Origin of the sequence: Pseudomonas sp. NPDC089758, from assembly GCF_044748705.1 — a bacterium.
Taxonomy (GTDB): Bacteria; Pseudomonadota; Gammaproteobacteria; order Pseudomonadales; family Pseudomonadaceae; genus Aquipseudomonas; species Aquipseudomonas putida_X.
In genome coordinates, this window is the sequence record NZ_JBIVGN010000002.1 from 204,030 (window position 1) to 227,687 (window position 23,658).

Annotated in this window: 17 protein-coding genes; 16 read left to right on the top strand and 1 reads right to left on the bottom strand. The window is 55.3% G+C overall.

Annotated elements, in window-relative coordinates; translation table 11 throughout:
• Positions 1 to 6 precede the first annotated feature (6 nt).
• On the bottom strand, positions 7 to 1,818 hold the full coding sequence (locus ACIPZH_RS03690; protein WP_400635178.1) for a type I secretion system permease/ATPase: 1,812 nt from the start codon (positions 1,816 to 1,818) through the stop codon (positions 7 to 9).
• A gap of 565 nt (positions 1,819 to 2,383) precedes the next feature.
• Between ACIPZH_RS03690 and ACIPZH_RS03695 the strand changes: the two genes are divergently transcribed.
• The 16 genes from ACIPZH_RS03695 to ACIPZH_RS03770 all read left to right on the top strand — a co-directional run bounded on the left by ACIPZH_RS03695 (position 2,384) and on the right by ACIPZH_RS03770 (position 23,620).
• Entirely contained in the window at positions 2,384 to 3,265 is an 882-nt protein-coding gene (locus tag ACIPZH_RS03695) for a hypothetical protein (RefSeq protein WP_267823909.1), read from the top strand.
• A gap of 17 nt (positions 3,266 to 3,282) precedes the next feature.
• The gene (locus ACIPZH_RS03700) at positions 3,283 to 4,731 is read left to right on the top strand and encodes a DUF4214 domain-containing protein (protein WP_400635180.1); all 1,449 of its coding nucleotides are present in this window, start codon (positions 3,283 to 3,285) and stop codon (positions 4,729 to 4,731) included.
• Between the two features lie 145 nt (positions 4,732 to 4,876).
• Positions 4,877 to 7,435: a glycosyltransferase gene (locus ACIPZH_RS03705; RefSeq protein WP_400635335.1), complete on the top strand. Its 2,559-nt coding sequence runs from the start codon at positions 4,877 to 4,879 to the stop codon at positions 7,433 to 7,435.
• On the top strand, positions 7,435 to 9,828 hold the full coding sequence (locus ACIPZH_RS03710) for a glycosyltransferase (RefSeq protein WP_400635181.1): 2,394 nt from the start codon (positions 7,435 to 7,437) through the stop codon (positions 9,826 to 9,828). The genes ACIPZH_RS03705 and ACIPZH_RS03710 overlap by 1 nt, the downstream gene beginning before the upstream one ends.
• Positions 9,829 to 9,931: 103 nt before the next feature.
• Positions 9,932 to 10,975, top strand: coding sequence for a UDP-glucose 4-epimerase GalE (gene galE / locus ACIPZH_RS03715; protein WP_400635183.1), 1,044 nt, complete (start codon positions 9,932 to 9,934; stop codon positions 10,973 to 10,975).
• Positions 10,976 to 10,998: 23 nt separating this feature from the next.
• Complete coding sequence (locus tag ACIPZH_RS03720; protein WP_400635185.1) at positions 10,999 to 12,780, top strand: glycosyltransferase; 1,782 nt, start codon at positions 10,999 to 11,001, stop codon at positions 12,778 to 12,780.
• 4 nt (positions 12,781 to 12,784) lie between these two features.
• Positions 12,785 to 14,065, top strand: a complete 1,281-nt coding sequence (locus ACIPZH_RS03725; protein ID WP_400635187.1) for a glycosyltransferase — start codon at positions 12,785 to 12,787, stop codon at positions 14,063 to 14,065.
• A 106-nt stretch (positions 14,066 to 14,171) separates the two neighbouring features.
• Positions 14,172 to 15,290: a polysaccharide pyruvyl transferase family protein gene (locus ACIPZH_RS03730; protein WP_400635188.1), complete on the top strand. Its 1,119-nt coding sequence runs from the start codon at positions 14,172 to 14,174 to the stop codon at positions 15,288 to 15,290.
• 143 nt (positions 15,291 to 15,433) lie between these two features.
• Complete coding sequence (locus ACIPZH_RS03735; protein ID WP_400635190.1) at positions 15,434 to 16,606, top strand: hypothetical protein; 1,173 nt, start codon at positions 15,434 to 15,436, stop codon at positions 16,604 to 16,606.
• Between the two features lie 45 nt (positions 16,607 to 16,651).
• A complete protein-coding gene (gene rfbB / locus ACIPZH_RS03740; RefSeq protein WP_400635192.1) occupies positions 16,652 to 17,752 on the top strand; it encodes a dTDP-glucose 4,6-dehydratase in 1,101 nt (366 codons plus the stop codon).
• Positions 17,749 to 18,651, top strand: coding sequence for a dTDP-4-dehydrorhamnose reductase (rfbD, locus tag ACIPZH_RS03745; protein WP_400635194.1), 903 nt, complete (start codon positions 17,749 to 17,751; stop codon positions 18,649 to 18,651). The genes rfbB and rfbD overlap by 4 nt, the downstream gene beginning before the upstream one ends.
• Positions 18,652 to 18,662: 11 nt before the next feature.
• Positions 18,663 to 19,544 carry a glucose-1-phosphate thymidylyltransferase RfbA gene (gene rfbA, locus ACIPZH_RS03750; RefSeq protein ID WP_400635196.1) on the top strand — a complete coding sequence of 294 codons (882 nt, stop codon included), beginning with the start codon at positions 18,663 to 18,665 and terminating at the stop codon, positions 19,542 to 19,544.
• Complete coding sequence (gene rfbC / locus ACIPZH_RS03755) at positions 19,544 to 20,092, top strand: dTDP-4-dehydrorhamnose 3,5-epimerase (RefSeq protein WP_400635198.1); 549 nt, start codon at positions 19,544 to 19,546, stop codon at positions 20,090 to 20,092. The genes rfbA and rfbC overlap by 1 nt, the downstream gene beginning before the upstream one ends.
• A gap of 87 nt (positions 20,093 to 20,179) precedes the next feature.
• Complete coding sequence (locus ACIPZH_RS03760; RefSeq protein WP_400635200.1) at positions 20,180 to 21,112, top strand: GSCFA domain-containing protein; 933 nt, start codon at positions 20,180 to 20,182, stop codon at positions 21,110 to 21,112.
• A gap of 401 nt (positions 21,113 to 21,513) precedes the next feature.
• A complete protein-coding gene (locus tag ACIPZH_RS03765; RefSeq protein WP_349976063.1) occupies positions 21,514 to 22,623 on the top strand; it encodes an acyltransferase in 1,110 nt (369 codons plus the stop codon).
• A gap of 52 nt (positions 22,624 to 22,675) precedes the next feature.
• On the top strand, positions 22,676 to 23,620 hold the full coding sequence (locus tag ACIPZH_RS03770) for an NAD-dependent epimerase/dehydratase family protein (protein ID WP_400635202.1): 945 nt from the start codon (positions 22,676 to 22,678) through the stop codon (positions 23,618 to 23,620).
• The last annotated feature ends 38 nt before the right edge of the window (positions 23,621 to 23,658 follow it).

Genomic DNA, 23,658 nt, shown 5'->3' on the forward strand with positions numbered 1-23,658 from the left:
ATCCTTTTATGCGCCAGTGCTGGTCGAGGTGACGGGCGCAGCGGCAGGAGCCGCAGGGGGAGCGGGGCGAGGCGCGGTGGGTGCGACTGCGGGAGGTTGCGGCGCAGCCGGTTGAGCAACGCGCTGCTGGCCCTTGGCCTGCTGCGCGGCCAGCTCGGCGATGACACGATCACGCTCGCCATACATCGAGATGGTGCCGCCGGCCATGACCAGGATGCGGTCCAGGCGCGTGAGGATGTTGGGGCGGTGCGACACGATGAACACCGTGGCGCCGGTTTCCTTGAGCTTTTGCAGGGCTACGCCCAGTGCGCGCTCGCCCACATCGTCCAGGTTGGAGTTGGGCTCGTCGAGCACGATCAGGCGCGGGCTGCCATAAACGGCACGGGCAAGGCCGATGCGCTGGCGCTGGCCACCAGAAAGGTTGATGCCGTCCTTGCCAATCACAGTGTCGTAGCCGTCCGGAAGCATCAGGATCATTTCGTGCACACCGGCCATCTGCGCCGCCTGCACCACCTTCTCCGGGTCGACTTTGTCGAAGCGGGCGATGTTTTCGCTGATACTGCCTTCGAACAACTCAATGTCCTGCGGCAGGTAGCCGACGTACGGGCCAAGGGCCTGCTTGTCCCAGGTCGAGATGTCGGCGCCATCCAGGCGCACTACGCCGTGCTGGGGCGGCCAGATGCCCATCAGCGCACGCACCAAGGTGGACTTGCCCGCAGCGCTCGGGCCAACGATGCCGACGACCGAGCCGGCTGGCGCCACGAAGCTGATGCTGCGAAGTACCGGAGCCTTGGCCCCTGGGGGTGCGACAATCAGGTTTTCCACCTGAATGTGGCCTTCCGGGGCAGGCAGTGGCATGCGCTCTGGCTCACTGCCTAGATCATCCATAATCTTGTTTAGGCGATCGTACTGGACCTTAGCTCCGACGAAACCTTTCCAGCTTCCGATCATCTGATCGATCGGGGCTAGCGCTCGACCCAGTAAGATTGATCCAGCCATCAGCAGGCCTGGATTGATTTCATGAGTTACAACCAGATAGGCACCGATGCCAAGCATGATTGATTGAGACCAGGTGCGAAAAGTCTTAGAACTGGAGCTAACAATTCCGCCTTTATCGCTCGCATCCGACTGGAGAAGCATGATGTGCCGTTGGCGCTTGGCCCAACGGTTCATCAGAGTCTCCAGCATACCCATCGACTCAATGACCTCCGCATTTCGTAAGCTCATGGTGGTTACCACGTTGGATGCTACGTTCTCCTTGTTGGCAGCTGCCAACGCCTTCCCCGTGAGTCGATGGTTGACCACTGCCAACACGGTCAAGACTGCTCCGCACGCTAGCGTCGTCCAGCCGAACCAAGGATGGAACAGAAACATGACAACGGTGTAAATCGGGAACCAAGGAGCGTCAAAAAAGGCGAAGAGCCCTGGTCCTGTCAGAAACTGTCGCAGGGACGTTAGATCATTGAGCGACTGAGCTGTTGCATCCGCCCCACCACTGTTCAAAGCACGCTTGAAGCTGGCCCTGTACACATCTCGACTCAGCATCACGTCTAAACGGTTGCTGATCCGCACCATGATGCGGGACCGCACCCACTCTAACGCGCCCATCGTGATCAGCAGCATCGTCATGATTAAGACCAGCATGAATAAGGTAGAAGTGCTACTGGATGGCACTACCCGGCCCGACACCTGGATCATGAAGAAAGTGGGCACCAGCATCAGCGCATTGACGAAGAAGCTGAAGAAACCGACCGAAATGAAGCTGCTTTTACAGGCTTTGAGTGCGGTTTGCAGGTTATTTTCGGATTGTGAACTCATGGTATCCATACTGAGAATGACAAAAGCGGCGGGCAGTGTAACACCCACCGAGAAGAACGCAGCCTGCCCTATCAAGAGGCCAGGTGCAGACAAAGCCGACGAAACGCCTTGTTTATGAAAAAACCCTGATGCAAGTCAACAAAAAGGCATAAAAAAGCTGCGTCACTGCTTACTTACGCGGCAGAAGGCCATGCCTTTCTTTAAAAACGACCAACGGCAACACAGGCTGCGGCAGCCTGCCGCACCAAAGTCAGAGTAAATTAAAAATTGACTCCAGAAACAACAGATCCATCAAGTCATTGATTTTAACGAAAAAAAACCGCATTGATCACAGACCCATCAGTCACTTCAGCCTGCGCCCTGCGTGGCCTGCGAGCGCTAACCCGAGGATTTAGTTCAGTTTTTCAGTGAAATTTTTTTTACCTTTGCGAGTTGACAACATTATCCCATCCCTTCATCTTCGCTCCTCGCAGGGAGCCTTTACCGGCCGTTTTGGTGTACGCACGGGTTTGAGCAAGTTAGCTACCGGTGTTTCGTTTAAAAGGAGCTTAACAACGCCATGTCTATGCCTTCCCAGCCTCTCGATGGCTTGAAGATCAGCTCCCGCGTAACGTTGCTGGAGCCGGGCATGTACATCTTCCGTTATGCCTCGCAGCCACCGGCCGATAAACCCGTGTGCATTGCGCTGCAACAGGCACCGCTTGGCAAAGGCTCGATCGATTTCTTCCCCGCCGAGGGCGTCAGCAAGAACATGCTGACCAAACTGGGCGACACCATCGTGGCCCGGGTCAAAGGTGGCGTGACCACCGTACTGATCACCGAATACCACATGTTCGACGACGTGATCGACCCGGTCGATCTGCGCATCGACCGCATCGACACCTCGCCCGCCATCATGCGCACTTTTGCCGTGGTGGCCAGCAGCGAGCCTGCCCCCAGCCTTACCGCAACCGCTAGCCCCACCGCCTTCGAGCTCACCGCGCACCTGCAAAAATCAGGCGAAGTGGTTTCGAGCGAAGGCCGCATCGGCACGCCCGGCAGCGACGAATTCATCGAGAGCTTCGCTATCAACTGGCCGAACAAGCCGGATGGCGTCGACCTGCTCTACACCTGCATGGTGGCCGGCTCCGGCCCCAGCCGTAATGTGTCCACCGGCACCTTCGTTGGCGCGCGAGGCGAAGGCCTGCCGCTGATCTGCGTGGGCTTCAGCCTGGTTGGGCCGCTGCGCAAACACTACGAATTGACAGGCCTTATCGTGTTCGGCAATGCCGAGCCACAACGCCTGCTCGCCAATCAGATGATGCATGGCCCCACCGGCAACGAGCCGTTGGTGGCGCTGCATATCGCCGTTACTCCCGTTACGAAGATGAACGCTGCCCGCTCTAAGTCTCCGTGGGAAAACTCTGCGCAACCGCAGAACCTCAGTGCAACAAGCCAATTGGCTTGAAGTAACAGGAATACACCATGCAATACGATAGCCCCGTCTCGTCCACCGAGTTCCAGACCTTCCTGGCCGCTACCACCCTGTCCGACAGCACTGTTGACGCGATCAGCTCCCTGCTGGGCCTGGAAGCCGAAGGCGCAAGCGTTAACGTTGCAAGCTTCGACGGCGTGAACCTGGAGCTGCCAGCTGGCGGCGCCGTTGACGTTGTTACCGGCGAAATCGCCGGTGTTGCCACCGACCTGGTCACTCTGGACCTGTCCGCAGCTGAAGCTGCCGGCGCTCGCGCTTACATCCTGGAAAGCGATGCCAGCCTGAACGTCACCCTGCAAGGCCAGTCGGGCAACGTTGCCCCAGCCGCCTTCGCTGCCCTGGCAGCCGACGTAGCTGTAGCCGCTGACGCCAACGCCGAAATCGGCCTGGTTGTCACCACTGGCAACGGCAACGACGTAATCACCGTCAATGGCGACCAGAACACCTTCATCGACGGCGGTGACGGTAACGACACCATCGTGACCGGCAACGGCAACAACACCGTTATCGCTGGCGCTGGCAACAACAACGTCAAAACTGGCTCGGGCAACGACACTGTCGTGCTGAGCGGTGAAGACCACACCGACATCGTCGACACCGGCGCTGGCTACGACGTGGTTCAGCTGGACGGCTCGCGTGAAGACTACGCGTTCGCCACCAACGCCAACTTCAACGTTACCCTGACCGGCAACCAGACTGCCTCGATCTCGAACGCCGAGTTCCTGACCTTCGTCAACGGCGAAGAAGTCGAGACCGTTGCTCTGGCCTACAGCGATGCTGAAGCCGCTGCACTGCGCCTGTTCCAAGGCGTACTGGACCGTGACGCAGACCTGGAAGGCGCCAAGTCCTTCGTTGGCCAAGTCAACAACGGCACTTCGCTGACCGACATCGCCAACGAGTTCCTGAACTCGAACGAATACGCCGGCGCTAACAACGCTACCGACGTGAACGAGCTGTATCAGGCGCTGCTGGGCCGTGCTGCTGACGATTCGGGTGCAAGCACCTGGACCGACATGCTGGCCAACGGTGGTTCGCTGGCTGACGTGGCTGCTGCTATCGCTGTTTCCAGCGAAGCTCAGACCCTGGACGCTTCGAACGGCGACTTCATCCGTGACCTGTACACCAACGTACTGGGCCGCGAAGCTGAGCAACAGGACCTGGACTTCTGGGTATCCTCGCTGTTCAACGGCGCAAGCCGTGCCGATGTTGCCAAAGACATCGTCACCTCGGACGAAGCTGGCGTTAAAGCCAACAACGACTTCATCGAGTCGCTGTACCAGTCCGCTCTGGACCGTGCTTCGGAAGAAGGCGAGAAGGACTACTGGTCTGCCCAGATCGCCCAAGGCGCTTCGCACGCCGACGTGGCCATCGGCATCGTTGGTTCCAACGAAGCTGTTGCAAACATCGACAACGTCGTTGTACTGCACGGCCAGGTGTAACTAGCCCTGCTGTAGCCAGGCATTCACTCCGCCGCAAGGCGGGGTGCATGCAAAAGGGGGCGACTTTCGGGTCGCCCCTCTTTTTATTTTTTGTAGCCAAGCCAAGCTTATGTCCAGACACCTCGACCATGGGCGAGAAACGCTCATGGACATGTTCCACCGCCATCGCCAAGCCAACGAGCAGGGCCTAGCGGCTGCTGCACTCGAGCGTGCCATGCAAACCGCCGAGTACCGGCCGGAAGCATTGGTGTGGAAAGGCATCGCGGCATTGCCGCAAACGCCTGAGCTGGCCTTTTTATTCTTTGCCAATGCCGCCAAGGCACTACCCGACCGGGCGGACATCCACGCCCTGATCGGCCGCAGCCTGCTGGCGCAAAAGCACTTCCAACTCGCCACCCGCTACCTGACCACGGCCTGGAAAACCCAGCCCAACGACCTCGCCCTGCGCATGACGCTGTGGCAAGCACGCAGCCAATCGGAAACTCCCGCCGAACTGCGCCGCATGGTGCTTGCCCACCTGCCTGACATTCACACCGGCCAGGAACTGGCACAGGTGCTTAAGCTGCTGGCCGCGCAACCTGACGCGCCCGGCACGGTCGGCGTGGTGCGCTACCTGCCCGAACAGCGGGAGATACAAGGTTGGGCCATAGACCTGGCCAACCTGCAGGCACCGGCAGCACTGAAAATCGAAGCCAACGGCAAGCAGTTCGACACCCAGGCCACTGCCCAGCACCCATTGCTGAGCGCCGCCGGGCTGCCTGCCACCCATGGCGGCTTGCGGGTGAGCGTGCCGAACGTGACTGCGGCAGTACACCTGCGCTTCGCCAACGGCACTGCACTGCTCGGCAGCCCCGTCTTCGCGATGCCGGCATTCGTGCCGCCCGCCAGCGTGAACGGCGGCGGCGAACAGCAGCCAGTCGACGTGCTGATCCCCGTGTATGACGGCCTCAACGAAACCCTGGAATGCATCAACAGCGCACTGGAGGCGCGCAAGCTCAACCGCACCGCGCACCGGCTGGTGGTGATCGAAGACCAGACCCCCGTGCCCGGCCTGGCCAAGGCACTCAAAGTGCTGGCCGCCAAAGGTAAGATCACCCTGGTGCACAATGCCGTGAACCTTGGGTTCATCCGCAGCATGAACCGCGCCATGGCCCTGAGCCCGAACAAGGACGTGGTGTGGCTGAACGCCGATACCCGCGTGCATGGCGCCTGGCTCGACCGCCTGCGCCAGGTGGCCTACAGCGATGCCAGCATCGCCTCGGTCACCCCGTTCACCAACAATGGCGAGTTGATGAGCTTCCCGCAGAGCCGGGTGAGCCACGCCATGCCCTGCCCCAAAGCGCAAGCCGAACTGGATGACCTGGCCCGCCAAACCGACAGCCCGCCAATGGAAATAGAAACCGGCTGTGGCTTTTGCCTGTACATCAAGCGCGAGGCATTGGACCAGGTGGGCTACCTGGACGAAGTCCACCTTGCGCGTGGCTATGGCGAAGAAACCGACTGGTGCCTGCGCGCCCGCGAGCACGGCTGGCGGCACATGGGCGCGCCCAATGTGTTCGTGGCGCACCAGGGCGGCATCTCGTTCGGCGCCGAAAAGGCCCTGCGCGTGGCCCACAACAACGCTATTCTGCGCAAACGCTACCCAGACGCCTCCGCCCGCTACAACACCTTCTGCCTGCGCGACCCGATCAAACCGGCCCGCCAAGCATTACAAAAAGCGCGCCTAGCCAAGCTGACCAGCCTGCCCCCCGATACCCGCCAAGCCCACTGGCCAACCCAAACCGGCGAGCCCACTGTAGGCGCCGGCTTGCCGGCGATGAGGCCCTCAGCCGCCCCATCCCCCCTCAAGCAATGCGCAACATCCAGCCCCGGCGAAACGCTGCACATCCACAACGGCTCACACAGCGACGCGGCATTCAACCTCGCCTGGCGCCATGAGCACCATCGCACCTGGGCGACCCTGCAAGCCCCACTGCAGCCACTGCCCTTGACCCTCGACTTCGAACTGCCGGGCGAATACCCCCAGTTGGTCGAGGCACTGCGCCTGCTGCCGCTGAACGGTATCGCTTACCAGCAACTGGCGCGCTGCCCCGTCACCCTGTGCGAGCTGCCTGCCCTTCTGGGCATGCCCTACAGCATCATTTGCCGCGATAGCCGGCTGCTGAGCCAGGATGAAGCGTTCGACTGGCAGCACTTCGCTCACAATGCCACAAGCGTACAGCTGCCATGGCAAGCCTTGCACCGCGACTACGCCAGGGCCCTACCCAAGGCGAACCTCGTATTGCCAGGCCCTACCGAAGACCCACCAGTCTCGGCAGATACGCCACGCGTGCTGCTGATTGGTGACAGCCTGAGCAACCCGGCAATTGCCCAACGCTGGCTGGCCCTGGCACGGCAGATCATCAGCGACCAGTTGCCGCTCGTACTACTGGCCAAAGACGACAGCCCTTGGCTTAAGGCACTCCAGGCTACGGGCGCCGTCTACCGGCTGCCGGCCCTGCACGGTTTCAGCCTGGCCGAACGCGCCGTAGCTGCAGGCTGTGGCGGCGTGCTAAGCCTGGATGACGCCCCCGGCGCCGACTGGCAGGCAGCGCTGCTGGCCGACGAACTGGCCGCCCCGCTGTTTGCGAGCCCAAGCCCGCTGGCCGCCGAAGCCGGCGCGAGCCCAACCACTTCCCTACCCTTTTCACTGAGCCAAGCCTGATGACTCAAGACCTCTTGGAAAAGCCCCAGGCGGGCCAGCAACCCGTCCAACTTAACGGTTACACCGGGGCCATCATTGGCCTGCAGGGGGATGTGCTGCAAGGCTGGGCAATCGATACCGCCCAGCCGGAACTGCGCCCGGTGGTGGAAGTATTCATCGACGGCGCGACCGTCGCCTTGGCGCGTGCAGACCAATACGAACCACTCGCCCCAGTGGGTGATCAGTTCCATGGGTTCACCGTTCAGCTGCGCAGAAGCTGGCTGGACGAAGCGCGAGTGATTACGGCACGCATCGCCAACCAGGCATTCGAGCTGGAAGGCCAGGTACATTTGCCTGCTGCTCCCAGCCAGCAAGCTTGGGCCATTACCTCGCAGGTGTGGCACACCGGTGGTCTACGCGTAGGTGGCTGGTCATGGGACCCGCAATCACCACGCCGTCATGTTGAAGTGACTGTGCGCGAAGGGAATCAGGTCATCTGCACTGCGACTTGCAATGTGCATAACCAGGCACTGGCGTATCGCGATACCAGCGATCACGGCTTTGCCATTGACCTGCCGTGGGAGTTGGCCGATGGCAAGGTGCATGTGCTGGATGTAGTCGATGATCGCGGGCAACCGCTTGCCGGCAGCCCGATTCGCCTGTGCTGCTGGCCGGAAGGCGTAGAGGGTTTGATTCGGCAGCTGGATGCGAAGCAGGATCCGGCAACCATCGCCCTGCTCACTGAAGTGGCCAAAGAGCAGTCAATGCGCTTGCCCAAAAGCGCAGGGTGGCATCTCTACCCGCAATGGTTCGAGGCGTTTCAGCGCATGGAGGGCCTGGAAAAGCCTGCCATGCAAGGCAAGGTCGGCTTGCTGATCATCAGCGCAGGGGATTGCGAGCAGGAAAAGGCCAGCCTTGAAAGCCTGGGTACTGACCGTGCAAACGTACATCAAGTCGACATCGCCTCCCCTACCGATTTGGCACCCGCCGTGCAGCAACTGTTGGCAGAGGGTTGTGATCGAATTCTACCTTTGGCGGCAGGTGATCGCTTGGCCCCGTTGGCCCTCGCGCACCTTAGTGCGTTGCTGGACGATGGCAGTGCCTGGGCATTTGCAGACTGCGATCGTGACGGCCCACAAGGTGAGCGCAGCCTCCCTTGGCTGAAGCCAGTGTGGGACATTGACCTGTTCATCGGTGCGGATATCTTCACTCCAGGAGCAATATTCGGCGCAGACATCATCAAGCAGGCATTGAATCTGTTGACAGCGCGTGCCGAACAATCTGCGGTAGGCTGGCATGACTTGGTTGCCGCGATTGCATTGGCCACCCAAGAGAGCAACGCGAGTGTGGTGCACTTGCCCCGAGTGCTTTACCACCGTACCAACAATGCGCCAGCCAGCCCCGAGCAGGCAGAGCCATCGTCCGAACGACTGCGTGCCATCGAGTGGCTCTGCCAAGAATTGGCCCCTGGTACGACAGTGAGCCGTGTGGAGGACTACCCCGCACTGCTCAGGGCGCATTGGCCTCTGCCAGAGCAACTGCCGCGGGTGAGCTTGATCGTACCTACCCGGGACCAATTCAAGCTGTTGCACGCGTGTGTTGAAGGGTTGTTAAACGACACAGATTATCCAAACCTCGAAATCATTGTTGTCGACAATGAGTCGAGCGACCCCGACACCTTGTCTTATTTCGAGGATATGAAGGCACGCGGCGTGACCGTACTGGCACACCCCTACCCGTTTAACTACTCGACCATTAATAATCGTGCGGCGAGCATTGCTACGGGTGAAGTTATCGGCCTCGTGAACAATGACATCGAGGTTATTGACAGCAAGTGGCTTAAGGAAATGATCGCTCAACTGTTCCGACCAGGGGTTGGCGCGGTGGGAGCGAAACTATTGTGGCCTAACCGCATGGTGCAACACGGCGGCGTGGTAGTAGGCGTAAATGGCCTTGCGGCGCATACTGGCAATAATCTGGAGCAGCGGGACGCTGGCTATCTGGGGATGAACCAGATCGTACGTCGACAGAGCGCAGTTACCGCGGCATGTCTTTTGCTCAAGAAATCGGTGTTTGACTCGGTATGCGGGCTGGACGAGCTCGCTTTTCCTGTTGCTTTCAACGATGTAGATCTTTGTTTACGCATTCAGCAGCAGGGCTTGCATCTGCTGTGGAGCGCATTTGCGCAGCTCATTCATGCCGAATCAGCTAGCCGAGGGAAAGATCAAACGCCGGAAAAACGCGCGCGAGCACAACGGGAACAGAATCGATTCATTGAAAGGTGGTATTGGCTCTGGCCATGCGATACCTATTATCACCCAGCACTTAGCATGGATTATCTCAGCGGCCCTTACGGTGGATTGGCATTGCCCCCCGCGGGAGGCAGGCGCACCATACAGTCTAAAGGTGAGTGACGTAAACGCTGGCCGCGAAACCTAATAACACTCTTGACGAACAGATAATGTGAAGACACGTCATGACCACTACGGAGTAAGGGCTCTTCCAAGGACTTAAATTATGAAAAAAACAATTTTGGTGACCGGAGGAGCAGGTTACATAGGTTCCCATACTGTGCTAGCGCTTCTGGAAAGCGGGCACGCGGTCGTTGTACTTGATAACCTTGATAACAGCATGCCTGCCGCCTTAGATCATGTAGAAATGATTTGTGGGGAGAGCCCAGACTTTGTGAAAGGCGACATCCAGGATAGTTTTATCCTCGCTCAAATCTTCAAAGAGTACAACATTGATTCGGTATTTCACTTTGCAGGCTTAAAAGCGGTCGGAGAGAGTGTAAAGGAACCATTGAAGTACTACGAAAACAATGTGAACGGGACCGTAAACCTGCTCAAATGCATGGCGAAGCATAATGTTTTCAATTTCGTATTCAGCTCTTCGGCCACTGTTTATGGTGAGCCGTCGACTATGCCTATCAACGAAAAAACAAAGTTAGCGCGCCCAACAAATCCCTATGGGCGCACAAAGCTGATTATCGAGGATATGCTCAAGGACCTGAGCGAGTCAGATGAGCGCTGGAATATTGCACTGCTGCGTTACTTTAACCCCATCGGTGCACATGAGAGCGGTCAGCTGGGAGAGCACCCACAAGGCGTTCCGAATAACTTACTGCCCTACATTAGCCAGGTAGCCATCGGCATCCTGAAGGAACTCAAAGTTTTCGGCAACGATCATGCCACACCAGACGGCACAGGAGTCAGGGACTATATCCATGTTGTCGACCTCGCAGATGGTCATCTGAAAGCGTTGAACTACATATGCCTCAACAAAGGCCTTCACGTATGGAACCTCGGAACAGGCGTGGGTTACAGCGTAATCGATATTATAAAAACCTTTGAGAAAGTAACGGGTAAAGCCATCCCTCATTGTTTTGTAGGTCGACGCGCAGGTGACGTAGCGGAATCTTGGTCCGACCCGAGTAAGGCAAAGAGAGAGTTAAACTGGGTGGCCACGCGAAATCTAGAAGACATGATCCGCGATACATGGCGCTGGCAAGCTAATTATCCAGCCGGCTACGCCCAAAAACCAGCCGCCAGAATCCTATAAATATTGACCTTAGGGAAAAACCAGTGAACAGTGAAACCGTGGCCCCTGAGCCTAAGCAGTCAAAAGCATTACCCAGCGCACCTGTTGTGCTCCCAGATATTCGGACGCAACCAGTCACCCTGACCAGTAAAAGTAGTTCGAAGAGCCTAATCATCAAACTTGATGAGGTCGTGCAATCGGGTTCCGATATTCGCTTGACCCTGTGGGCATCAAAGCCTGGACTGCAGTTCTGCCTGGCAACTGCCGATACAGCTATCCCATGTAAAGTCAGTGAAGTCTCTCGCCCGGACGTAACAGCATCATTTGGGAGCAAGTCAGACATTGTAGCTTCGGGATATACTGTGAGAGCAGCGTTAACGAAGCAAAATACAAAAGATGTCTACCTGACGTTTAGCCTCGATGGCACCCTCTACGTTTACAAGCTCCAACTGAGAAAAAGTTTTGCGGAGTCGTGGAATATCGCCGATCTTGGACAAGAAGCGCCAAAAAAGTCTAAGGCGCACATTGACCTAAGCGGTGCGATTCCAGGCAAAGTTGGTGCACTGGCTGGTTGGAGCATAGCTAAACCTGGCATTAAACTCTGGCTAGTAGATACAAAGGGCAATAAAAAAGAACTTTCAACCTGCCTGCGGTATCACCGTAATGATGTCGCGAAACTATTCCGAAATGAATTCTCCGCTCCGGTCTATGCGGGGTTCGTTACTGACTGGCCTTATCCTCAGGAACCCGGCGACCAAATCGCAGTTGTAGAAGAAGACGATGACCAGTTCACGATGGCGACTATCAGCCCTTGGACTGTAGTTGCAGATGATCCTGTAAGCTACGCTGAATTTTCTTTCCAACTGGCTACACCGGCACAAGACTTCGACGCCCGCCTGAACAACTGGGAGGGCGATGTTGTCAATTCCCTCATTTTTGAAAAAAACCTTGAGAACCAGCGTAACGATCAGCCAGCAAGCATCTGGCGGTTTGGCGGTTTGGTGCGCGAAAACGTCAAGACAAGCCTCATTATCCCGCTTTACGGCCGCTGGGATTTTGTGGAGCATCAATTGAGTGCATTCGCTAAAGACCCAGTTTTCAAAAAAGAAGCTGAGATTGTCTATGTCATTGACGACCCTGCGCTGATCAACGCTTTCGTTAACGAGGCCGAGTCGCTCTTCAAGCTCTACCAAGTCCCATTCAGTATTGTTTGGGGCCACCGTAACAGAGGCTTCTCTGGCGCTAACAACCTAGGCGTGAAGCACTCGCTAGGCAATACCCTGATCCTTTTAAACAGTGATGTATTCCCACGACACACAGGGTGGGTCGAAAGCCTTACGCAAACTCTTGATAGTAATCCCGATTACGGAATGATAGGTCCCAAACTCCTGTTCCCGGACGGCAGCATTCAGCACTGTGGGATGCAGTTTATTTTTTCAGAAAGTTGGAACGTTTGGCTAAACAAACATCCATTGGCAGGCCTTGATCCAATACTTGATCAAGCTGTGGGACTTACTGAAAAACCGGCAATTACTGGCGCATGTGTAGCTATTAAGCGAAGCACCTACGAGCAGATTGACGGGCTTGACGAGGGCTATTTGATTGGCGATTTTGAAGACTCAGACCTGTGCCTGAAGGTCCATGCGGAGGGCTTAAAAGTTGGCTATGTGCCTTCAGTAACACTCACCCATCTCGAGCGTCAATCTTTTACCTTGCTTGGAGATGTATCCTACAGAACTCTTGTAGTCAGATTCAATGCTTGGCGCCACACGAAAAAATGGGGCAACCAAATTGAACAGATCATGAATAAGTTTAAGTCGGAGTAACACAATGAGCAAAGAACGCGTTTTAGTGCTAGCACATGGTCACCCCGACTTTAATTTAGGCGGAGGAGAAATTGCCGCCTATAACTTATTCAAAGCATTTAAGAAAGATAGTAACGTTGAGAAGGCCTGGTTCATAGGGCGGGTGGATCGTGGCAACGGCCCCACCGGAAGCTTCAGCCTACGACGGGAGGATGAATATCTGTGGGAGCAATCTCTGGGTAACTCCTTCCTTATAAAAGCTGCAAATGCACATGCGGTTTGGAACAATTTTCGTGCAATGATTGTGGCACTCAAGCCCACAAAAATTTTCGCTCATCACTACTTCCACTTGGGTCTCGAGTACTTCAGGGTCATCAAGCAAGAACTGCCTGCCGCGCGATTGATTGTCACGCTCCATGAATACATGGCAATATGCCACCAACAGGGCCAGATGGTAAAATCCGGTAGCAAAAAACTTTGCTACGAATCTTCCCTAGATGATTGCCACCGGTGCATCCCTGCGTTCAGTAGAGAGCAGTTCTGGCTACGCGAAATGTTCATCAAGGAACACTTTGAGTTCGTTGACCACTTTGTTTCCCCCTCGGAGTTCCTACGCCAGCGCTATATAGCTTGGGGCATTGCCCCTGAGAAGATTACCGTTATTGAAAACGGGCAAGAAGAAGCAGAGCCGCTGCCAGCCAGAGCAACGACATCGCTTCGAAACCGCTTTGGCTTCTTCGGGCAGATCAATGAGTTCAAAGGGGCTGATTTGTTGCTTGAGGCTATTACCAGGCTGACGCCTAAACAGAGAAAGAAAATTGTGGTTGAGTTCCACGGAGCCAACCTTGAGCACCAGTCCCAAGAGTTCCAGAAGAAGATTAATCACTTGATGCAACCTCTCATCGCGGAAGGTTGTGTGCGTTGGGCCGGCCCGTACCAGGCCTCACAACTGAAGAGCAGACTTTCTAAAGTCGATTGGGTGCTTGTTCCCTCAATCTGGTGGGAGAACTCTCCGATGGTCATTCAAGAAGCCTTTATCTACGGGCGACCGGTGATCTGTGCGAACATCGGCGGCATGGCCGAGAAGGTTACCCACGGCGTTAATGGACTGCATTTTGAGGCACGCAACTCAATAGACCTCGCTGATACATTGCTGGAAGCGGCGACTACGGAAGGGTTGTGGGGAAATTTGCAAGAAGGCATTGTGAGTCCCATCAGCTACACCCAATGTGCCAAAGAACATCTTGCTATCGTAGGCGACACCAACCATAGCACAGCCCTTGAGCAGCAGGCGATCTCTGCATAAGAATTACAGCCTGAAAGCGAAACGTCTTTTGTCGTTTCGCTAAATTCACGCGTCGCTTGGGGATTATTAACTTTAAATCCTTAGGCGCACCAGAATGGAGATTAGCATGCCAAGCATCTTTACTTTCGGCCTAAATGAGTCTGTGGCGGCATCTCACAGCATCGCCACCAAAGAACTTTACAACTTAGTAGGTCACAATACCGGTAACTTGGCCTTCCATTACGCCATCAACCGATTGATTGGGACAGTACCTCGCACAGCTTCTTGGAGTTCAAGTCCCGAACTCATAAATTCGCTGGGTGACATTGGTATCATGCCTTGTGCCAACCAGTTGGGGCCACACATGAACATGGGCGGCCTGGCCAATGTATTTAAGCAGTTGAAGCCCAACTTTATAGCGATTGGTTTGGGCGCACAAGGTGGTGTAGGCCACAATGATATCCCCGAACTTCCTGAAGGTACTCTCGCATGGCTGGACGCGCTGGTTGCGCGCGCCTCATCGAGTCACCCGAATATAACTGTAAGGGGAGATTACACTCTTCGAGTACTTGATCACTATGGCTTTGGAGACAAGGCAGTTTCACTGGGTTGCCCTTCGCTGTTGATCAACAAATCCAAAGACCACGGAGTAAAATTACAAGAGCGCTACAAGCTGAAGGTAAATAAAGTCGCGATCGCTGCCGGCCACCCAAACTGGAAGGGCCTGAGTGCCTTGGAAGCGTCACTAGTACGCATGATGGAAGACACAAACGGCACATATATCGTTCAAGCAACCGACGAAGCAGTCGCTCTATCCCGCAATGACTTTGAACTAGTTAGCCCGGACTACCTCAGCAAACTGAAGGCCTACCTGAAACTTAATCTGGACGACGCCCAATTCACTCAATGGATCCGTAATTATTTTATCTCCTTCTACAACATTCCAGCTTGGATGGAGTATTTGAGACGCTTCGACTTCGTTGTAGGCGCTCGGATTCATGGGGTAATGCTTGCCATTCAAGCGGGGATACCAGGCCTTTGTATTGCTCATGACTCTCGCATTCGTGAACTGTGTGAGAAATGTAAAATTCCTTTTGTAATGGCCGATGATGTCAAGAACGGCATTACAATCGCTGACCTTCCACACTTGGTTGAGTTCGACGGCAAGGCTTTTGACCAAAATAGAGAATTGATAGCCGAGCAGTACAGAATCTTCTTCCAAAATAACGGACTTGCAATACGCTAGCTTTGGAGGCAGATGACAAGGTGGCCTCAACCTTCGCGAAGAAAAACGAGCGCCACCTTAACGTTTGAATAAGTTAAAACTATGCTTCGAGGCAGAAAGCACCAGACCGCGGCTGGACTGCATTACCAGCAGGAAGATCGGATATGCTCAACACTGTAAAAGCCATGTTATGGATAGCCCTATTCATATCTACGCAAACCCAAAGCGCTTCTATCCCACTCCGCATTGATGCAAATGCAGCAGTGGTGCAAACAGTTTTTAGCTGGCGTAATGATCGGTGTTTCGATGAAAACATTCCAGACTCACCAGCGCGGGCATTTCGCTCCAATGGAGGAGTAGTATACCTCTATGCAACTCACTACAAAAACGTACCCTTAAAGGGTGCCTCGTTCGACAATCTTAAACCTGCATGCGCCACGCAATTCCAGGGCGCAAATAGTACCGACCCCAGTCATTACAATACTCGCATCTGGCTACAGACGTTCTTCAGCACAAATTCTGGTAAGGATATTTATAGTTTAGGCAGCTCCGACTATCACGGGAAATGGTTCAAGAATTGTAAACTGACGAAAAATCTGAGTAGCGACTGCTGGCTTAGCGCAATTGTACTGGCTCATTCCATTGACGGCGGCAAAACCTTTACGACGGCTGCGCCTCCGGATCATGTAGTCGCCAACTCCTCACAGCAGTACTCACCAACCCAAGAGGGAAGTATTGGCTTCCTGACGACGTCCAATATCGTTAAAATCGACGACTATTTTTACGCTTTGTTTTATGCCTCTGCCGACAAGCGCCAAGAGAACGGAAACTGTTTAGCTAGGACAAACAACCTAGCCGATGCTAGATCTTGGCGAGCTTGGGACGGGCGGGATTTCAACGTTTCTTTATATCAAACTCAGAAACTGAAGGATAGCAGCGTCACCTGCAAAACGCTGCCAAGCCTCCCCTACAAAATTCGCAGCCTACTGTGGCATGAGGCAAGCCAAGGTTACATTGCTACATTCGAAAAGACTAAATCAATCAAAACACCACAGAGAAGAACCGACGTCACCTTTAGCTACTCGTGGTCCAATGACCTGAAAGACTGGAGTCGTCCGAGAGAAATCGTGACCTTGGAGGGGCCCCTGCACTGCAACAGAGCTCAGGTAGCTGGAGCTTACCCTTCTTTGATTGATAGCTCATCCTTAGACGAGAATTTCGGCAGCGTAGGCGATAGCGCTTATCTCTACTACACGAAGTTTAACCTACAGTCTAAATGCCGCTTAACGCTCGACAGAGACTTGGTTAGAATACCGATTAAGATATACTCTGAATGAAACACCTAATTCAGGCTAAACCTAAAATTTCAAACGAGAGATCTCATGATCCTAGTGACAGGCGGAGCCGGCTTCATCGGCTCGAATTTCGTTCTGCAATGGTGTGCTCACAACCAAGAATCCGTTCTTAACCTCGATGCGCTTACCTATGCGGGCAACTTGGCCAACCTGCAAGCGCTGGAAGGCAATGAACAACACCACTTTGTCCATGGCGACATTTGTGATGCACAGCTGCTAGCCCAGTTGTTCGCCCAGCACCGTCCCAGAGCGGTAGTGCATTTTGCTGCCGAATCGCATGTAGACCGTTCCATCAGCGGCCCCGAAGCCTTCGTCGAGACCAACGTGGTTGGTACCTTCCGTCTACTAGAGGCGGCCCGATCACACTGGAACAGCCTCGAAGGCGCTGAGAAGGAAGCGTTCCGCTTCCTGCACGTCTCAACCGACGAGGTCTACGGCACCCTTGCGCCAAACGACCCTGCATTCACCGAAACTACCCCGTACGCACCTAACAGCCCCTACTCAGCGAGTAAAGCCGCCAGCGACCACCTGGTGCGCTCGTACTTCCACACCTACGGCATGCCGGTCCTCACCACCAACTGCTCCAACAACTACGGTCCTTTCCATTTCCCGGAAAAGCTGATCCCGCTGATGATCGTCAACGCCTTGGCCGGTAAAGCGTTACCGGTCTACGGCGATGGCCAACAGATCCGCGATTGGCTGTATGTCGAGGATCATTGCTCTGGCATCCGCCGCGTACTGGAGGCCGGAAGCTTCGGCGAGACGTATAACATCGGTGGCTGGAACGAAAAAGCCAACATTGATATCGTCAAAACGCTTTGTGCCCTGCTGGACGAAATGGCGCCCGCCGCTGCTCGCAAAGTCATCAATCAGCAAACCGGGAAACCGGTCGGAAACTATGCGGAACTGATTACCTACGTCACCGACCGTCCGGGCCACGATCGCCGTTACGCGATTGACGCCCGCAAAATCGAGCGCGAGCTTGGCTGGAAGCCAGCCGAGACATTCGACACCGGCATCCGTAAAACAGTCGCTTGGTACTTGGCAAATCAGGAGTGGGTCAAAGGTGTCATGGACGGCAGCTATCGCGACTGGGTAGCGCAACAATACGGGGCGAACAAAGCGTGAAAATCCTGCTGCTGGGCAAAAATGGCCAGGTAGGCTGGGAGCTGCAACGCGCCCTTGCCCCGCTCGGTGAAGTGGTTGCTCTGGATCGCCAGGGCGCCGATGGCCTATGCGGCGACCTTGCCGATCTTGACGGCCTTGCGGCGACCGTCCGCCAGTTGGCCCCTGAGTTAATCGTCAACGCAGCGGCCTACACTGCGGTGGACAAGGCAGAAAGCGAAGAGTCAGTGGCAGCCCGCATCAACGCCGAAGCACCGGGGGTGCTAGCACGTGAGGCGGCAGCGCTCGGCGCTTGGCTGATTCACTACTCTACCGATTATGTGTTCGATGGCAGCGGCCAATCGAAGTGGCAGGAAGATGCCCCTACTGGCCCCTTATCTGTATACGGTCGCAGCAAGCTTGACGGTGAACGAGCAATTGCGGCGAGCGGCGCGCGTGCCGTTGTACTGCGTACAAGCTGGGTATATGCCGCGCGAGGACATAACTTCGCTAAGACCATGCTGTGCCTGGCCGCGGAGCGCGATGTACTCAACGTTGTAGCCGATCAGTTTGGCGCCCCTACTGGAGCTGAACTGATTGCTGATGTAACCGCTCATATCATTCGGCAGGTCACAAACCAGCAGGATAGCCACTCGTTAGCCGGCACTTACCACCTCACGGCATCGGGTGAAACCAGCTGGCATGGCTTTGCCCAGTTTGTACTGGCCTATGCGAGCCAAAAAGGTATCGCGCTCAGGGTGGCCCCCGAACGGATTGGCGCGATCAGTACTGAGGCTTACCCAGTACCTGCACCGCGGCCGCACAATTCGCGACTGGATGTGAGTAAACTGGAAGGCACTTTCAAACTCAAGATGCCGCTTTGGCAGCAAGGCGTGCAACGTATGTTGGACGAAATTCTGTAATAGGGACTCTCATGGCTCGTAAGGGAATTATTCTGGCTGGGGGATCGGGCACACGCCTGCACCCCGCCACACTGTCGGTTTCGAAACAGCTGTTGCCGGTGTATGACAAACCGATGATCTACTACCCACTCAGCACGCTGCTGCTGGCTGGCATCCGCGACATTCTGATCATCTCCACACCCCAGGACACACCACGCTTCCAGCAGTTGCTCGGTGATGGTAGTCAGTGGGGCCTCAACCTTTCGTATTCTGTGCAACCAAGCCCGGACGGGCTTGCGCAAGCATTTACCATCGGTGCCAGCTTCATCGGTAACGACACATCCGCACTGGTACTGGGCGACAACATTTTCTACGGCCACGACTTCCAATCGCTGCTGCTAAGTGCCGGCGAGCGTGAAACGGGTGCATCGGTTTTCGCGTATCACGTTCAGGACCCAGAGCGTTATGGGGTTGCCGAGTTCGATGACAGCGGACGTGTGCTTTCGCTTGAAGAAAAACCGAAGGTGCCGAAGTCGAGCTACGCGGTCACCGGCTTGTACTTCTATGACAACCAGGTCGTCGACCTGGCACGCGGACTTAAACCGTCGGCCCGTGGAGAACTAGAGATCACCGATCTCAACAATCTCTATCTGCTACAAGGTCAACTGCAGGTCGAGATCATGGGACGCGGCTATGCATGGCTCGATACCGGCACCCACGACAGCCTGCTCGATGCCAGCCAGTACATTGCAACCATGGAGCGCCGCCAAGGGCTGAAGGTCGCCTGCCCTGAGGAGATTTGCTACCGGGCCGGCTGGATCAACGCCGAACAACTCGAACGGCTCGCTCAGCCATTGCTCAAAAACGGTTATGGTCAATACCTTAAAAACTTGCTTAAAGAAAAGGTCTTCTGATGCACGCTATTCCTTTGGCCATCCCGGATGTCTTTCTGTTCACCCCCAAGGTCTTCGGTGACGAGCGTGGCTTTTTCTTCGAAAGCTTCAACGCCAATGTTTTCAATGAAGTCACCGGCCTGCAACCAGACTTCGTTCAGGACAACCACTCCCGCTCTGTGAAGGGCGTGCTACGCGGCCTTCACTACCAGCTGCCGCCACATGCCCAGGGCAAATTGGTGCGTTTAGTACAAGGTGAAGTGTTCGACGTGGCGGTGGATATCCGCCGCTCCTCCCCTACTTTTGGCCAGTGGGTTGGTGCGGTGCTTTCCGCCGAGAACAAGAACCAGCTGTGGATTCCGCCGGGGTTTGCCCACGGTTTTGTTACCCTGAGCGAGACTGCCGAGTTTATTTATAAAACAACTGATTTTTATTGTTCTCAAAGCGAACGCTGCATTACGTGGGATGATGAGCAGATCGGAATTGAATGGCCGGTGAAGGTTGCCCCTCTGTTATCTCTGAAAGATCAGCAAGGTCTGAGACTTAGTAAAGCTGAGGTCTTTGATTAGTTTAATCTATAGGGGCGGGCGTCCGCCCCGTTGCCGACCTACAAGTTCACCTCTCGGCTTTCATAATACTGATCTAGGGTATAAATCATGAAATATAGTGGAAAAGAAGCTTTCGAAATAGCAAAAAGAAACCAACATCGCCTAATGCAGCAATGGACAGTCGATCGTAAAGACTACCCAACTATCCCCCACAAACCGAAATTCACACTACCGCGCGCGGGAAAATACTTTACTATCGGCTCATGCTTTGCTAGAAACGTCGAAAACTCCTTACGGGCTGCAGGCATCAATGTACTTAGCACTATTGAAAAACTGCCTGGAGATTATTTTGAGATAGGTGGCGAAGCGAGATCCGGCTATCAAAACGTATACACCCCAGGATCAATTCTAGAAACCATAAAACTCGCCACTACAGATAACCCCTATAACTCTATCGTAGGCAGTAGCGACAAGTCCATTGATTTACTTACCTCTGGACTCAAGCCTATGGATATCGAGACTGTCCAGCGAATCAGAGACAGCCTAATCTGCATGTATAAAAAGCTTCCAGAATCGGACGCACTTATCATTACACTTGGTTACAATGAATCTTGGTATCATACACCATCAGAGAGCTATATCAACCGCACCCCCTCACACGTATCGCTCCGAAGAAGCATAGAAGACTTTGAATTTGAAGTTCTCGATTACACTAAATCTCTTGAACTCATTAACCAAGCGATTAGCTGCATTAACAATCTCGCCCCAGATTGCAAGATCATATTAACAGTATCACCAGTCCCCCTTAGCGCAACATTTTCAGATACGGACATCGTTACAGCTAATCAACTTTCAAAATCCATTCTGCGCGCTATTGCCTCTACCATTTCCAACGACTACAGCTTTGTCGATTATTTCCCCAGCTACGAAATCATCATGAACTCTGAACGCTCTAAGACCTTCTTGGAAGACGGTATACATGTACGATCAGAAGCTGTTGACAATGTCATACGGCAATTCAAATCTATTTACCTTGCCTAAACCACAAGTACGACCACTAGTATGACTTAAGTACCATACGCCCTGCCATAGCTACATTAAAAATTAAGCCGCCACTTCAGTGGCGGCCATGCACCAATTCTCCAGCATTCCCGCATCCAACCCGCGCACCGGAGTGCGACACATGAATCCCACCTATCCAGGCCTTGAGTAGCCGGATACTGTGACATCTCTGGCGAACGGTCCACGGCACCAACTCTTGGTAGTCTTTTACTGAAGATGCATGTGAAAGCGACTCATGGGCGCTTGGTCGTTGATGTTGGCAGTCTCGACCAAGCTGTAGATTTGTGCACTGGCCATGGTGTTCTAGGGCGTATCACTGCATTGACAGGCCCCCGCGAGCAGTGCCAGCATTTCCTTTTTGCCCGCCAGTGACCTCTCGCATGTCTGCCGCCCCTCCTTCAGCCGAACGGCTGTACACCCTGGATACCCTCAGAGGTATCGCAGCGCTTTGTGTCGTGTTCTGGCATTGGCAACATTTCTTCTACGTCGGCGACAGCCCGGCGGGCTTCGAGGGCACACGCCAGCCTTTTTTCGCGGCACTGACACCGCTTTATCAATATGGCGGCCTGGCCGTGCAGCTTTTTTTCTCGATCTCGGGGTTTGTGTTCTTCTGGCTGTTCGCCCAAGGCATCGCCACGGGTAAAGTATCGCTGCGCAGTTTCGCTGTGGATCGCTTCAGCCGGCTCTACCCGCTACATTTGCTTACGTTTGCCGGGGTGGCGGCGCTTCAGTGGGCCTATTGGGCCAGTCACGCCAGCTATTTTGTCTACCCCTTCAACGACAGCTATCACGCCCTGCTCAACTTGCTGCTTGCGCCGGCATGGGGCTTGGAGAAGGGCTGGTCGTTCAATGCGCCGATCTGGTCGGTCTCGGTAGAAGTACTGCTATATGCGTCATTCTTCGCCATCTGCCTGGCGGGCCGTTGGCGCTGGTTGCTGGCCGCTGCGGCCTGTACTTTGGGCCTGCTGCTCTACCCCGGCAGCTACAAGATTGGTAGTGGTTTATTGTGCTTCTATATCGGTGGCATCGCCTACGCTATGCTTTGGCAATTGCGGCGTTGGGCCGGTAGCGGCGTCGCACTGTTGGTGTGTACCAGCGTGGCACTGGGAGCTTGGGCGTTGCTACTGCTCGCCAAATCGGTGAACACTTACCTAGTCATGTGCCTCTGCTTGCCTGCCACCTTGGCCATGCTGGCCGCCGCTGGCCTGCACTGGCCAGGATTGTTGCGCAGCACTGGGTGGGTGGGTGATATCAGCTATGCGTCCTATCTACTGCATTTCCCGCTGCAAATAGCCTTTGCCCTTACGTTCGACAGTCTGGGTTACTCCCGCGAAATTTTCTATCAGCCGTGGATGATGCTGCTGTTCTTCGCTTTGCTGATACCCATGAGCCTGGCCTGCCACCGGTGGTTCGAGCGGCCCGCTCAACGCTATTTGCGCGCCAGCCGGTTGTCAGGCACTGGACAATCGGGCATGCGCGCACCCGCCTGAGGCCGCGCCTGGCACCTATAACGCTTTCTCTCATTCGAGCCTGGAACCTAGTATGTCGACAACCTTGACGCCTGAAGCACCGATCCTGATCACGGGCGGTGCCGGTTTTATCGGCTCTCACCTGACCGATGAACTGCTTGCCAAAGGGTATGCAGTACGAGTGCTGGACAACCTGTCCACGGGCAAGCGCAGCAACCTGCCGCTGTCACACCCTAACCTGCAACTGATCGAAGGCGACGTGGCCGACGCCGCGCTGGTGGCCCACGCCGTAAAAGGCTGTGCGGGTGTCGTACACCTGGCGGCGGTCGCTTCAGTGCAGGCTTCTGTCGACGACCCGGTCCGTACTCATCAGAGCAACTTCATTGGCACCTTGAATGTGTGTGAAGCAATGCGCCTTTGCGGTGTGAAACGGGTGGTGTTCGCCTCCAGTGCCGCAGTGTATGGCAACAATGGTGAAGGGGCCTCCATCGATGAAGACACGCCCAAAGCGCCGTTGACGCCTTATGCCTCCGACAAGCTGGCCAGCGAGTACTACATGGACTTTTACCGCCGCGAGCACGGGCTGCTCCCTGTGGTATTCCGCTTCTTCAATATCTATGGCCCACGCCAGGACCCGTCCTCGCCTTACTCGGGCGTCATCAGCATTTTCGCCGAGCGCGCACAAAAAGGCCTGCCGATTACGGTATTCGGGGACGGCGAGCAGACCCGTGACTTCTTCTTCGTCAGCGATCTTGTGAAGCTGCTGGTACAAGGGCTGGAGTCGGGGCCGGTGGCCGACGGGGCCATCAATGTCGGCTTGAACCAGGCGACTTCTTTGAATCATATCCTGGCAGCATTGGCGCAGGTCCTGGGCAAGCTGCCAGAGGTCAGCTATCAGCCAGCACGCGCAGGCGACATTCGCCATTCAAGGGCCAATAATCAGCGTTTGCTCAGTGGGTTCGAAATGCCTCGGGCTACCGCCATCGAGGTGGGGCTGGCGCAACTGCTCAAAGGCTAGGCGGGGCCAGCGGAACGTGCCTGTTGGCACGTTCCGCA

What these genes read in the sequence shown, in the direction of transcription:
- ACIPZH_RS03690 (WP_400635178.1), bottom strand. Translation starts at nt 1,818, where the DNA reads ATGAGTTCACAATCCGAAAATAACCTGCAAACCGCACTCAAAGCCTGT.
- ACIPZH_RS03695 (WP_267823909.1), top strand. Translation starts at nt 2,384, where the DNA reads ATGCCTTCCCAGCCTCTCGATGGCTTGAAGATCAGCTCCCGCGTAACG.
- ACIPZH_RS03700 (WP_400635180.1), top strand. Translation starts at nt 3,283, where the DNA reads ATGCAATACGATAGCCCCGTCTCGTCCACCGAGTTCCAGACCTTCCTG.
- ACIPZH_RS03705 (WP_400635335.1), top strand. Translation starts at nt 4,877, where the DNA reads ATGGACATGTTCCACCGCCATCGCCAAGCCAACGAGCAGGGCCTAGCG.
- ACIPZH_RS03710 (WP_400635181.1), top strand. Translation starts at nt 7,435, where the DNA reads ATGACTCAAGACCTCTTGGAAAAGCCCCAGGCGGGCCAGCAACCCGTC.
- galE (WP_400635183.1), top strand. Translation starts at nt 9,932, where the DNA reads ATGAAAAAAACAATTTTGGTGACCGGAGGAGCAGGTTACATAGGTTCC.
- ACIPZH_RS03725 (WP_400635187.1), top strand. Translation starts at nt 12,785, where the DNA reads ATGAGCAAAGAACGCGTTTTAGTGCTAGCACATGGTCACCCCGACTTT.
- ACIPZH_RS03730 (WP_400635188.1), top strand. Translation starts at nt 14,172, where the DNA reads ATGCCAAGCATCTTTACTTTCGGCCTAAATGAGTCTGTGGCGGCATCT.
- ACIPZH_RS03735 (WP_400635190.1), top strand. Translation starts at nt 15,434, where the DNA reads ATGCTCAACACTGTAAAAGCCATGTTATGGATAGCCCTATTCATATCT.
- rfbB (WP_400635192.1), top strand. Translation starts at nt 16,652, where the DNA reads ATGATCCTAGTGACAGGCGGAGCCGGCTTCATCGGCTCGAATTTCGTT.
- rfbA (WP_400635196.1), top strand. Translation starts at nt 18,663, where the DNA reads ATGGCTCGTAAGGGAATTATTCTGGCTGGGGGATCGGGCACACGCCTG.
- rfbC (WP_400635198.1), top strand. Translation starts at nt 19,544, where the DNA reads ATGCACGCTATTCCTTTGGCCATCCCGGATGTCTTTCTGTTCACCCCC.
- ACIPZH_RS03760 (WP_400635200.1), top strand. Translation starts at nt 20,180, where the DNA reads ATGAAATATAGTGGAAAAGAAGCTTTCGAAATAGCAAAAAGAAACCAA.
- ACIPZH_RS03765 (WP_349976063.1), top strand. Translation starts at nt 21,514, where the DNA reads ATGTCTGCCGCCCCTCCTTCAGCCGAACGGCTGTACACCCTGGATACC.
- ACIPZH_RS03770 (WP_400635202.1), top strand. Translation starts at nt 22,676, where the DNA reads ATGTCGACAACCTTGACGCCTGAAGCACCGATCCTGATCACGGGCGGT.